The sequence below is a fragment of the uncultured Sphingomonas sp. genome (genome assembly GCF_964244265.1).
Taxonomy (GTDB): Bacteria; Pseudomonadota; Alphaproteobacteria; order Sphingomonadales; family Sphingomonadaceae; genus Sphingomonas.
The window spans coordinates 12,783-24,827 of the sequence record NZ_CAXTHV010000008.1; the positions used below are offsets into that span (position 1 = coordinate 12,783).

The window sequence follows — 12,045 nt, forward strand, 5'->3', positions numbered from 1 at the left end:
TCACCCCAGCAGATCGACGATCGCACGTTCCCGCGTGGCGGCCGCATAGGGCCTTTGCACGATCGGCGCGGCGGCGTGGTCAGCGGGCATCTTACGCTGCCCGCCATAACGGGTCGCGAAGATGTAGGGAATGGGCAGGCTCATCCGGCGACCGGGGGAAACACGCGGGCGAAGATCGCGTCGACATGCTTGAGGTGATAGCCAAGGTCGAACTTGTCATCGATCTCGCCAGGCGACAGGGCGGCGGTGACCTCGGGATCGGCCTTGAGCAGGTCGCGCAGCGACAGCCGGCCGTCCGATTCCCACACCTTCATCGCGTTGCGCTGGACCAGGCGATAGCTGTCCTCGCGGCTGACCCCGGCCTGCGTCATCGCCAGCAGCACGCGCTGCGAGTGGACGAGGCCGCCCATCCTGTCGAGGTTCTTCGCCATCCGCTGGGGATAGACCAGCAGCTTGTCGACGACCCCGGTCAGCCGCACCAGCGCGAAGTCGAGCGTGATCGTCGCGTCCGGCCCGATATAGCGCTCGACCGACGAATGGCTGATGTCGCGTTCATGCCACAAGGCCACGTCCTCGAGCGCCGGCATGACGTAACCGCGCACCATCCTGGCCAGACCGGTGAGGTTTTCGGTGAGCACCGGGTTGCGCTTGTGCGGCATCGCCGACGAGCCTTTCTGGCCGGGCGCGAAATATTCCTCGGCCTCCAGCACCTCGGTCCGCTGGAGGTGGCGGATTTCGGTCGCGAGGCGCTCGATCGAGCCGGCGATCACGCCCAACGTCGCGAAGAACATGGCGTGGCGATCACGCGGGATGACCTGGGTGGAGACGGGTTCGACGGCGAGCCCCAATCGGGCGGCGACATGCGCCTCGACGCGCGGATCGATGTTGGCGAAAGTGCCGACCGCGCCGGAGATCGCGCAGGTGGCAATGTCGGCGCGCGCCGCGACCAGCCGCGCGCGGTGCCGGGCGAATTCGGCATGCGCCTGGGCGAGCTTCAGCCCGAAGGTGACGGGTTCGGCATGGATGCCGTGGCTGCGGCCGATCGTCGGGGTCAGCTTGTGTTCGTGCGCGCGCTGCCTGAGCACGGCCAGCAAGGCGTCGATGTCGCGGATCAAGAGGTCGGCCGCGTCGCGCAGCTGCACCGCAAGGCAGGTGTCGAGCACGTCGGACGAGGTCATGCCCTGGTGCATGAAGCGGGCCCAGTCCGCGCCGGAATGCGCGGCCACCTGCTCGGCGACCCAGGTCAGAAAGGCGATGACGTCGTGCCGGGTCACCGCCTCGATCGCATCGATCGCGGCGACGTCGATCGCCGGATCGGTCGCCCACCAGCGCCACAAGGCGGCGGCGGCTTCCTCCGGCACCGCGCCCAGATCGGCCAGCGCGTCGGTCGCGTGCGCCTCGATCTCGAACCAGATCCGCAAGCGCGTTTCGGGCGCCCAGACGGCAGTCATTTCGGGGCGCGAATATCGGGGAACCATGGAGAGAATCCTGACGGCGGCGGCAAGCCCGCGCGTGTCGTGTCCCAACCACGCCGCAAGGGCAAGATACTCCTTAGGTCTGGCCAGGCCGGCCCATCGTCCTATCAGATCAGGCCCTTCGCCCGCAGGCTGACATAGCCCTGCGTGCCGACGATGATATGGTCGTGAAGCGCGATGCCCAGCCGCTTGGCCGCTTCGTCGATCGACCGGGTCAGCGCGATGTCGGCGCGGCTGGGCTGCGGGTCGCCCGACGGATGGTTGTGGACCAGGATGATCGACGCCGAGCCGAGATCGATCGCGCGGCGGATCACCTCGCGAACATGGACCGGGGCCTCGTCGATCGATCCCTCGCTGACGAGTTCGTCGCGGATCAGCATGTTGCGGGTGTTGAGATGAAGCACGCGCACGCGTTCGTGGAGGTGATGCGCCATGTCGGCGCGCAGATAATCGAGCAGCGCCTGCCAATTGCCCAGCATCGGGCGCGCGGCGGCCTCGGCCCGCAACAGGCGCAGCGCCGCCGCCTGCGCGATCTTGATCGCGGCGACCGACGTCTCGCCCATCCCCTTGACCCGGCCGATTGCCTCCGGCGCGGCGGTCAGCAGCCCGGCGATGCCGCCGAACTCGCGCAGCAATTCCCTGGCCAGCGGCTTGGTGTCGCGACGGGGGATCGCCAGCGCCAGGAGATATTCGACGATCTCGTGGTCAAGCAGCCCCTCGGCATCGGCCAGCAGCCGCTGGCGCAGCCGCGCGCGGTGTCCCGCATTGTCGGAATCGGAAACGGTCATGCGCGGGACCACGGTATCCCCCTGGCCGACGCCGCGCAATTGCCTGGCCGGACAGGAAACGGGCGACGGTTGACTCGACCCCGCCGGCTTCCTAAACGGCGCGCAGCAAACGGGGGGCCGATGCCCGCCGCTGTCCGTCGTCGCCCGCTTGTGAAAGTGCGGCGGCGTTTTCTTATCTGTTTCTGATCAGGAACTTTTCTCGTTGGCTGACGACCGCCAGAACCATGACCTGGACCGTCGGATCGCCGACGCGAAGGCGGCGGAACTGGCGCGGTCTGGCGCGGTCGCCCCGCCGGCCAAGGGCTATGCGCAGGGGTCGCGCGTGCTGGCAGAATTGATCGGCGCGCCGATCGGCGGCGGCGTGCTTGGCTGGGCGCTCGATCACTGGCTGGGGACCAGCCCGTGGTTCCTGCTGATCCTGGTCGCGCTGGCCTTCGTCGTCGCGTTCCGCAACATCCTTCGCATTTCCAAGGAGCGCGCCGAGTAATGGCTGGCGAGATCAATCCGATGGAGCAGTTCGAGGTCGGCCATCTGGTCGATGTCACCCTGTTTGGTTATGATGTCTCGTTCACTAATTCGGCGCTGTTCATGGTCGTCGTGTTCGTGATCCTGGCGGTCTTCATGGCCGGCGGCCTGAAGCGCCAGCTGATCCCCGGCCGGTGGCAGGTCGCCGCCGAGGAAGCGGTCGGCTTCATCGACAACATGGTCAGCGTGAATATCGGCAAGGGCGGCAAGAAGTTCGCCCCCTACATCTTCTCGCTGTTCTTCTTCATCCTGTTCGCCAATCTGGTCGGCGTGCTGCCGCTGGCGATCCTGCCGCACTTCCACACCTTCGCCGTGACCAGCCACATCACCGTGACCGCGGTGCTGGCGCTGGCATCGTTCGCGATCGTGCTGATCGTCGGCTTCGCCAGGCATGGCCTGAAGTTCTTCTCGCTGTTCGTGCCGCATGGCGCGCCGGCCTGGCTGATGCCGGTCATCATACCGGTCGAGTTCGTGTCGTTCATGGTCCGCCCGTTCAGCCTGGGGCTGCGACTGTTCGTCGCGATGACCGCGGGCCACATCCTGCTCGAGGTGTTCGGCAGCTTCGTCGTCCAGGGGCTCAATGCCGGCGGGGGGCTCGGCTGGCTCGTCTCGGCGCTCAGCTTCGTGATGATCGTCGGCGTCAGCGCGCTCGAATTGCTGGTATGCGCGATCCAGGCCTATGTCTTCGCGCTGTTGACCTCGCTTTACCTCCACGACGCGGTGCACCTGCACTAGGTCGTTGTCGCCATTCGCTTACGTTTCCTAGGGAGCTTGAAATGACTGATCTTGGTGCAATGTATATCGGTGCGGGCCTCGCCGCGATCGGCATCGGCCTGGCCGCGCTCGGCGTGGGCAACGTGTTCGGCTCGTTCCTCGAAGGCGCGCTGCGCAATCCGTCGGCCGCCGACAGCCAGCAGGGGCGCCTGTTCATCGGTTTCGCCGCGTCGGAACTGCTGGGCCTGATCGCGTTCGTCGTCGCGATCCTCATCCTGTTCGTCGTCAAGTAAGCCAAGGCGAGCGCATCCCATGCCGCAGCTATCCCAGATCGGTGCGATCTACGCTTCGCAGCTGTTCTGGCTCGCGATCGTATTCGCGCTGATCTATTTCGGGATCGGCAAGGCGATGGTTCCCAGGATCGAGCGGACGATCGACGATCGCAACGCTCGCATCACGGCCGACCTCGCCGCGGCGGAGGCCGCGCGCACTGCCGCGCGTGCGTCCGAAGAGGGTTACGCCGCCAGCCTAGACACCGCGCGGGGCCGGGCACAGAAGCTGGTCGGCGAGGCCAAGCTACGCGCCGCGGGATCGGTCGAACAGGCGCTCAAAGCCGGCAATGCCGACCAGGAAAAGGCAGTGACCGAGCAGACCGCCCGGATCGGCGCCGCCAAGCAGACGGCGCTGGCCGAAATCGAGAGCGCGACGGTGGAGGCGGTCGAGGCGATCGTCGCCAAGCTGTCGGGCACGACGCCGAGCCGCGACGCGGTTGCGGCGCAGGTCAAGGCGGAACTGGCCAATGGCTGAGCTGAAGACGTCCACACTGGCCAAGACCGGCTCGGCCGAACTGCATGTCGAGCCGTCGGCGTTCGGGTTGACCGCCCCCGCCTGGGTCGCGCTGTCGATGCTGGTCGTGATCGCGATCATGATCTGGCAGAAAGTGCCGGCGTTGGTCGGCAGGATGCTGGATTCGCGGATCGACACGATCCGGCGCCAGCTCGAAGAGGCCGGCGCATTGCGCGTCGAGGCCGAGAAGCTGCTCGCCGACGCCAGGGCGCGCGATGCCGCCAGCGCGGGCGATGCCGCGGCGATCGTCGCGCATGCCGAACAGGAAGCCGCGACGATGCTGATCAAGGCCGAAGCCGACGCGGCCGACCTGGTGGCACGGCGGGGCAAGATGGCCGAGGACAAGATTGCGGCCGCCGAACGCAGCGCGGTGGCCGAGATACGCGCTCATGCGGCCGACGCCGCCGCCCGCGCGGCGGCCGCGATCATCGCCGATCGCCACGGCGCCGACGCCGACAAGCCGCTGGTCGACCGCACGATCGCCGGGCTCGGCCGCCTCAATTGACCGAATCGCCGCCGCGGACCTATTCGCGCGGTACGACCTACGCCATCGTCGCCGCGCCCATCATCACCAGCGCGATCGGCGTGATGTTCCTGTTTTCCGACTGGCGCCAGGTACCGGCGTTTCCGGTGATCGTCATCGCGCTGTTATGGATGATCTCGTTCACGGTCGCGGTGGCACGGATCGGCCGCCGCGCCTGGTGGCTGCTGCTGACCGTGCCGGGGGCGCTGTTCGTGCCGGCCGGGCTGATCTGGCTGCTGGTCGCCTGCAACTTCACCCGCTGCGCGGTATAGCAGGGGTGGTCGGGGGGATCGCGACGCCTTAGGTTTGCGCGACAATGTCATCCCCCAACACCCCCGATCGTTTCAACGAGGACAAGGCCACCTATGCCCTGCGCGGGAGCGGCGATACGCCCGATCTGGCAGCGGGCGTGGCGGCGATCCGCAACGTGCTGAAGACACTGCCGGCGCGGCCCGGCGTGTACCGGATGCAGGATGCGCGCGGCGACGTGCTGTATGTCGGCAAGGCGCGCGCGCTGAAGAACCGCGTGACCAATTATACCCAGGTCGACCGCCTGCCCAAGCGTCTGCAGCGGATGGTCGCGCAGACGCGAAGCATGACGATCGTCACCACCAACAACGAGGCCGACGCGCTGCTGCTCGAGGCGCAGCTGATCAAGCGCTTTCGTCCGGCCTACAACGTCCTGCTGCGCGACGACAAGTCGTTCCCGTTCATCCTCTTGCGCGTCGACCACGACTTCCCGCGCCTCCAGAAGCATCGCGGGGCGCGGCGGGCGAAGGGCAATTATTACGGGCCGTTCGCCAGCGCCGGATCGGTCAACAACACGCTCAATGCATTGCAGAAACTGTTCCTGCTGCGCTCGTGCACCGACGGTTTCTTCAAGACGCGCGACCGGCCATGCCTGCTCTACCAGATCAAGCGCTGTTCGGCGCCGTGCGTCGGGCGGATCGACGCGGCGGGTTATGCCGAGCTGGTCGGCGACGCCAAGAGCTTCCTGGCCGGCAAGGCGACCGACGTGCAGGCACGATTGGGCGCGCAGATGCAAGCGGCGGCCGAGGCGATGGACTTCGAGCAGGCGGCGTTGCTGCGCGACCGGCTGCGCGCGCTGACCTTCATCCAGGGGAGCCAGGCGATCAATGCCGAGGGTGTCGGCGACGCCGACGTCTTCGCGCTGGCGTGCAAGGACGGGGCGATGGGCATCCAGGCGTTCTTCATCCGCGGCGGACAGAATTGGGGACATCGCAGCTTCTTTCCCGCGCATACCGCCGACGTGCCCGAAGACGAGGTGATGACCGCCTTTCTCGGCCAATTCTATGAGGAGGTGCCGCCGGCCAGGAACGTGCTGCTCGACCGCAACCTGGCCGAGGCGCCACTGCTCGCCGAGGCGCTCGCAGCGCGAGCCGGATACAGGGTGACGCTGTCGATGCCGCAGCGCGGCGACCGCCGGCGGCTGATGGACCAGGCCAAGCGCAACGCGGTCGAGGCGCTTGACCGACGGCTGGCGGAGAGCACGACCCAGGCGCGATTGCTGCGCGAGGTCGCCGACCTGTTCGAGCTGGCCGAGCCGCCCGACCGCATCGAGATCTATGACAACAGCCACATGCAGGGCACCAACGCGCTGGGCGCGATGGTCGTCGCCGGGCCCGAAGGTTTTCGCAAGGGGCAGTATCGCAAGTTCAACATCAGGGACAAATCGATCGTGCCGGGCGACGACTTCGCGATGATGCGCGAGGTGTTCCAGCGCCGGTTCGCGCGCGCCCAGGCCGAAGATCCGGATCGCGACGCGGGCATGTGGCCCGACCTTGTGCTGATCGACGGCGGGCGGGGACAGCTCAACGCGGTCAAGGGCATATTGGAGGAACTGGGAATCGAGGATGTGTGCCTGGTCGGCGTCGCCAAGGGACCCGGCCATGGCCGCGAGGGACGCGAGGTGTTCCACCTGATGGACGGGCGCGAGCTGACGCTGCCAGTCAATTCGCCGGTGATCTTCTATCTGCAACGGCTGCGCGACGAGGCGCACCGCTTCGCGATCGGCGCGCATCGGGACAAGCGCGCCCGCGCGATCGGCGCCTCGCCGCTCGACGAGGTGCCGGGCATCGGCCCGGCGCGCAAGAAGGCGCTGCTGATGCATTTCGGCACCGCGCGCGCGGTACGCGGCGCCAGCCTGGAGGATCTGCAGAAGGCGCCGGGCGTCTCGGCGGCGGTCGCGCAGCAAGTGCACGACTTCTATCATTCGCGATAGGCGGCGGGCGGCCGTCACTCATCCGCCGGTCGGTTCAGCGCCGGTCGGGCGGCAGCGCGGCTTGGGCCAGTTGCGTGACCAGATCGGCCAGCGCGAGCGTCTGTTGCCGGTCCGACCCCAATTGGCGCAACGCCACCGTGCCCTCCTCCGCCTCGCGCTTGCCGACGACGAGCAGGTTCGGGACCTTTGCCACGCTGTGTTCGCGCACCTTGTAATTGATCTTCTCGTTCCGGAGGTCGGTATTGACGCGCAGTCCCGCCTTGCGCAGCGCCGCGGCGACGCGCGCGGCATAATCGTCGGCATCGGACACGATCGTCGCGACCACCGCCTGGACGGGCGCCAGCCAGAGCGGGAAGCGCCCGGCATGATGCTCGATCAATATGCCGATAAAGCGTTCAAAGCTGCCGAGGATGGCGCGATGAAGCATGATCGGGCGATGACGCTCGCCGTCCTCGCCGACATAGCTGGCGTCGAGCCGCTCGGGCAGCACCGTATCGGTCTGGATCGTGCCGACCTGCCACGTCCGGCCGATCGCGTCGGTCAGATGGAATTCGAGCTTCGGCGCGTAGAAAGCGCCTTCGCCGGGCAGCTCCTCCCAGCCGAAGTCGGGCGTGTCGCGACCGGTCGCGCGCACTGCGTCACGCAACGACTGTTCGGACCAGTCCCACATCTCCTCGCTGCCGAACCTTTTGTCCGGACGCAGCGCCAGTTTGATCGCATAGCGTGGAAAGCCGAGGTCCCGGTACACGGTATCGAGCAGGTCGCAGAACCGGCCGACTTCGTCGACCAACTGGTCGGCGCGGACGAACAGATGCGCGTCGTCCTGGGTGAACTGGCGCACGCGCATGATGCCGTGGAGCGCGCCGTGCGGCTCGTTCCGGTGGCAGCAGCCGAATTCGGCCATGCGGATCGGCAGGTCGCGATACGATTTGATCCCCTGGCGAAAGATCAGCACGTGCGCCGGGCAGTTCATCGGCTTGAGCGCCATCAGGTCGGATTTGCCCGACAGCACCGGCCCATCATCCTCGCCCGAGGGTATCTCGTCGGGGACGACGAACATGTTCTCGCGATACTTGCCCCAATGCCCGGACTGCTCCCATTGGCGGGCGTCCATCAGCTGCGGCGTCTTGACCTCGTCATAGCCCGCCGCGTCGAGCCGCCTGCGCATATACGCCTCCAGCTCGCGCCACAGGATATAGCCGTTGGGATGCCAGAAGACCGACCCTTGCGCCTCCGACTGGAGGTGGAACAGGTCCATTTCCTGTCCGATCCTGCGGTGGTCGCGCTTGGCCGCCTCCTCGATCATGAACAGGTGGGCATCGAGCTGCTTCTTGTTCAGCCAGCCGGTGCCGTAGATGCGCGACAGCATCGCATTGGCCTGGTCGCCGCGCCAATAGGCGCCCGACACACGCGTCAGCTTGAACGCGTCGGACGCGAGCTTGCCGGTCGAGGCGAGGTGCGGCCCGCGGCACATGTCGAGCCAGGCGTCATCGCCCGTGCCGGCACGATAGACCGTCAGTTCCTCGCCATCGGGCAGTTCGGCGGCCCATTCGGCCTTGAAGCTTTCGCCCTTTGCCCGCCAGCGCGCGATCAGGTCCTCGCGGCGCCACACCTCGCGGATCAGCGGCACGTCCCGGGCGATGACCCGCCGCATCTCGGCCTCGATCGCCGGCAAATCCTCCTCGGTGAACGGCCGATCCCTGGGCGCGAAGTCATAGTAGAAGCCATCGTCGGTCGAGGGCCCGAACGTGATCTGCGTGCCAGGAAACAGGTTCTGCACCGCCTCGGCCAAGACATGCGCATAATCGTGCCGCGCCAGTTCCAGCGCATCCTTCTCGTCGCGGCCGGTGACCAGCGCGAGGGTCGCATCCGCCTCCAGCGGGCGCATGATGTCGCGCAACTCGCCATCGACGCGCGCGGCGATCGCCGCCTTAGCGAGACCGGGACCGATTGCCGCAGCGATTTCCGCCGGCGTGGTGCCGGGCGCAACCTCGCGCACGGAACCGTCGGGGAGCGTGATCGAAAGCATGTCCATTGGCCGTTCCTGTCGAATGGGTGCGGCTATGCACCGCGGCGCGTCCGGAGTGAAGCAGGCAGGACGGGAGAGCGGACGCCGCCTCACCCGGTCCCGGGAGAGGGGTCGTGGCGGGCGTCAGCGAGTGGCGCGCATCCTCGTCCCCCCCGGGCGGCCCGGGGTGGCGGTAGTGAGGATCGAGACCGAACGGCAACGCATTGCAGTCTTATAGCCGGATCGGGCGCCGGCGATCAAGAGAGCGCCGCCCGGCAGTCAGGGCGCTTCCCCACTGTCTCGCGCCGGAGCCGCCGCGTCAGCGCTGCCCCGCCTGCGCGCCTTGTCGCCCCCCTCATTGTCGGGCGCGTCGATCAGGTCGAAGCGGATGCGGACCCAGGCGCCGATCAGCGGCTTGCCGTTGCGTCGCGGCGGGATGACCAGGAATTGCCACGCCGCCAGCCGCAGTGCCCGGGCGATGCCCGAGCCGGGCGTCTCTCCCATTTCCCGGCAATTCTCGACATGGTTGCGGGGCACCGTGCGGCACGCGATCACGCCCCAGCCCTTGCCGATCCCGGGAGGAAGATAGGTCGCCATCTCGGCATGGGTCGGCTCGCGATACCATTCGGCGTTGAAGATCGCCTCGCCGCCCGGTCCCTCGCCGGGGCCATAGGTGGCGACGCTGTCGCCGGCGCCCGTGCCGCCCGCGCCCTTCGATCCCTTGTCGGCGATATCACTCGCGGCAAAGTCGTTGCCGTCGAGGACGATCATGTTGGGGTTGACGGGCGTGCTGGTCCTGGCGGGCTGGGGGACCGGCGGGGGGACGGCAAGTGGTGGCCGCTTGGCGGCGGCAACCGCAGGCGCCCTCGAGGATGCGGCGGCGCTCGCGGCCTTGGTCGACTTGGTGGCCGATGCCTTGTCCGCGCTGCGATCGGGCGAGGGATACAGGCTGAACGTGTTGGGCGTGTCGCGCGCCTTCCTGGGCCGCAGTCCGGGGGACATCGTCAGCAACACCAGCACGATCAGGATCTCGACCAGCAACGCCAGCAGGAAACCCCGCGCACGCCGCCACAGCGGCATGCGGCGGTCGAAGGATCTTGGTTCGGGAATCGCCGCATCCATGGCGCCTGCGCCTATCGCGCAGGGGCCGGTGCGGCAACGACCTGGTCGGCGGAGAGGGCACGATCCATTGTTGGGGTTCCTAGGACGGCAGTTTCAGTTTCACCATAACCCGGTTGCTGGCCGCGCCGGGCAGGTCCTTGCGCTCGACCTCGACCGATGCCTTGACGTTGCCGATCGCGGTTTCGGCCCGCGGCACCGCGCTGCCCTCGTCGTCGTCGGGCAGGCGTTGATAGCGATAACGCATGGCGGCATCCTTGCGGGCGCAAACGACGATGTCGTCGCCCGATGACCCGCACTTGGCGGCGGGCCGGGGCGGCACCTTGGCAAGATCGAAGTCGGTCGGCGCCATGCCGCTCGCAGCGGCCTGGGCAAGAAGGGCGAGCGCAAGCGGCACATGATACCGTGCAACGACATTGTGGCCGCTGCGCGGCGCGGTCAGGCGGCCTGCTGCGCCCCCACCCGATCACCGGCGCGGGCAGCCGATGCGGCGCGCTCCGCGGGTCCAAGCGGCCCTGCCATCAGCCGGCCGACGCTGGCGATATGGCCACGCACACGCTTGTTGAACCACGCCACGCGCGCTGCCGTGAGATCCCAGTCGAGCACCTGATCGCGGGCAAGGAATTCCTTGACGTTGAACCGCAGATCCTCGGTCAGCGCGATGCATTCCGCCTTGATCTCGGTAACGCGTGCTCTCGCCGCGGCATCCGGGTGGTCGAGCAGCGGCGCGAAGACCTCGCGATGGACGAACAATTGATAGGAGGCGATCAGTACCGCCGCATCGGCGATCCGCTGACGCACGTGCGACACAATTGCCGGATCGCGCGCCGCCAGCAACGAATCGCCCTCGGCCATGTGCGCCTCGATCCGGGCGTGATAGTCTTCGAGTGTCCTGGGCATGCCTGATCCCCTTGGCCGGCATGCTAGGCCCGAATGTTTAGCAATTTGCTATTGGCGTGATAATATCACACCGAAGGGCACGACATGGTTGTCGACATCGTGCCCGATGCGCGCGCGACCAAGGAACCGGACCTTCATCTCGCGGCTCCAATGCAGCGCGATCTGGTCGGGCGTCAGGCCGAAATCGGCCTGGCCTGCCGGGTTGGCCGGCAGCGCCACATTACCTAGGCGGAAGCACGCGACATGGCCCAATTGGGTGGCGGCAGCGACATGGAACATCATCCGGTCGACGCGGTAGAGCAGCTCGTCCACTTCCTCGATCAGCAGGTCGTGGTCGGTCAGATCGGGTAGCCATGGCGTGCCGATCAGCGCATCGAGAATCGACAGGTTGAACGCCGCCGCCGGCCGCCCGGTGCCGATGACGCCCGGTTCGACCCCCGCCAGGTCGCGCTTGGCGATCCAGCCGAGCGAACGCCGGACGCATGCCTCGCCGCCGTTCCGGCGATTGATGTCGACCGGCATCGGCCCGTGCGCGACATGGCCGATCCGCGCGGCATAGAGCGCACCGAGCATGAACCCCATGTCGGAATAGCCGCAATAGGTCTTTTGCCGCGCCGGCTCTTCCAGATGCGGCATGACCAGCGGCAGGATGCGGTTTGAACCATAACCGCCGCGCGCGAACCAGATCGCATCATAGGACGGATCGTTGGCATATTTGAGGAAGGTGTCGGCGCGCAGTTGGTCGGGACCCGCCCAGTTATGCCCGCCGCCTTCGGCCCAGCTCTGCGGATCGACCACCAGTTCCACACCATAGCCGGCGGCGATCGCGGGAACGGCGTCCAGCGCATGCTCGTCGACCCGGTTGGCGGGCGCCATTACCGCGATCCTCATTCGTCTGGCCCCAT

Annotated in this window: 15 protein-coding genes; 7 read left to right on the forward strand and 8 right to left on the reverse strand. The window is 67.4% G+C overall.

Annotation, left to right across the window (positions count from 1 at the left end):
- The 3 genes from ACFE7K_RS04635 to radC form a co-directional block, all read right to left on the reverse strand.
- Window positions 1-144 carry a hypothetical protein gene (locus ACFE7K_RS04635; RefSeq protein ID WP_375396998.1) on the reverse strand — a complete coding sequence of 48 codons (144 nt, stop codon included), beginning with the start codon at window positions 142-144 and terminating at the stop codon, window positions 1-3.
- A complete protein-coding gene (gene purB, locus ACFE7K_RS04640) occupies window positions 141-1,478 on the reverse strand; it encodes an adenylosuccinate lyase (protein WP_375396999.1) in 1,338 nt (445 codons plus the stop codon). The genes ACFE7K_RS04635 and purB overlap by 4 nt, the downstream gene beginning before the upstream one ends.
- Before the next feature lie 104 nt (window positions 1,479-1,582).
- Window positions 1,583-2,263: a DNA repair protein RadC gene (gene radC / locus ACFE7K_RS04645; RefSeq protein WP_375397000.1), complete on the reverse strand. Its 681-nt coding sequence runs from the start codon at window positions 2,261-2,263 to the stop codon at window positions 1,583-1,585.
- Window positions 2,264-2,465: 202 nt separating this feature from the next.
- On the opposite strand from radC, the gene ACFE7K_RS04650 reads away from it, so the two are divergent.
- From ACFE7K_RS04650 to uvrC, 7 genes are read left to right on the forward strand one after another with little or no spacing between them, the layout of a single operon-like run.
- Window positions 2,466-2,750, forward strand: a complete 285-nt coding sequence (locus ACFE7K_RS04650) for an AtpZ/AtpI family protein (protein WP_375397001.1) — start codon at window positions 2,466-2,468, stop codon at window positions 2,748-2,750.
- On the forward strand, window positions 2,750-3,523 hold the full coding sequence (locus tag ACFE7K_RS04655) for a F0F1 ATP synthase subunit A (RefSeq protein ID WP_375397002.1): 774 nt from the start codon (window positions 2,750-2,752) through the stop codon (window positions 3,521-3,523). Before ACFE7K_RS04650 ends, ACFE7K_RS04655 begins: the two co-directional genes overlap by 1 nt.
- Window positions 3,524-3,582: 59 nt before the next feature.
- A complete protein-coding gene (locus ACFE7K_RS04660; protein WP_375397098.1) occupies window positions 3,583-3,795 on the forward strand; it encodes a F0F1 ATP synthase subunit C in 213 nt (70 codons plus the stop codon).
- A gap of 19 nt (window positions 3,796-3,814) precedes the next feature.
- Window positions 3,815-4,309 carry an ATPase gene (locus ACFE7K_RS04665; protein WP_375397003.1) on the forward strand — a complete coding sequence of 165 codons (495 nt, stop codon included), beginning with the start codon at window positions 3,815-3,817 and terminating at the stop codon, window positions 4,307-4,309.
- Window positions 4,302-4,853 (forward strand): hypothetical protein, encoded by a 552-nt coding sequence (locus ACFE7K_RS04670; RefSeq protein WP_375397004.1) that lies wholly within the window; start codon window positions 4,302-4,304, stop codon window positions 4,851-4,853. The genes ACFE7K_RS04665 and ACFE7K_RS04670 overlap by 8 nt, the downstream gene beginning before the upstream one ends.
- On the forward strand, window positions 4,850-5,143 hold the full coding sequence (locus ACFE7K_RS04675; protein WP_375397005.1) for a hypothetical protein: 294 nt from the start codon (window positions 4,850-4,852) through the stop codon (window positions 5,141-5,143). The genes ACFE7K_RS04670 and ACFE7K_RS04675 overlap by 4 nt, the downstream gene beginning before the upstream one ends.
- Window positions 5,144-5,187: 44 nt before the next feature.
- Window positions 5,188-7,113 carry an excinuclease ABC subunit UvrC gene (gene uvrC, locus ACFE7K_RS04680; protein WP_375397006.1) on the forward strand — a complete coding sequence of 642 codons (1,926 nt, stop codon included), beginning with the start codon at window positions 5,188-5,190 and terminating at the stop codon, window positions 7,111-7,113.
- A gap of 34 nt (window positions 7,114-7,147) precedes the next feature.
- On the opposite strand, the gene thrS is transcribed toward uvrC, so the two are convergent.
- The 5 genes from thrS to ACFE7K_RS04705 form a co-directional block, all read right to left on the reverse strand.
- On the reverse strand, window positions 7,148-9,148 hold the full coding sequence (thrS, locus tag ACFE7K_RS04685; protein WP_375397007.1) for a threonine--tRNA ligase: 2,001 nt from the start codon (window positions 9,146-9,148) through the stop codon (window positions 7,148-7,150).
- A 252-nt stretch (window positions 9,149-9,400) separates the two neighbouring features.
- On the reverse strand, window positions 9,401-10,243 hold the full coding sequence (locus ACFE7K_RS04690; RefSeq protein WP_375397008.1) for a hypothetical protein: 843 nt from the start codon (window positions 10,241-10,243) through the stop codon (window positions 9,401-9,403).
- Between the two features lie 79 nt (window positions 10,244-10,322).
- Entirely contained in the window at window positions 10,323-10,592 is a 270-nt protein-coding gene (locus ACFE7K_RS04695; protein WP_375397009.1) for a hypothetical protein, read from the reverse strand.
- A gap of 86 nt (window positions 10,593-10,678) precedes the next feature.
- Window positions 10,679-11,140 (reverse strand): hypothetical protein, encoded by a 462-nt coding sequence (locus ACFE7K_RS04700; RefSeq protein ID WP_375397010.1) that lies wholly within the window; start codon window positions 11,138-11,140, stop codon window positions 10,679-10,681.
- A 48-nt stretch (window positions 11,141-11,188) separates the two neighbouring features.
- A complete protein-coding gene (locus ACFE7K_RS04705; protein ID WP_375397011.1) occupies window positions 11,189-12,031 on the reverse strand; it encodes an LD-carboxypeptidase in 843 nt (280 codons plus the stop codon).
- Between the last annotated feature and the right edge of the window lie 14 nt (window positions 12,032-12,045).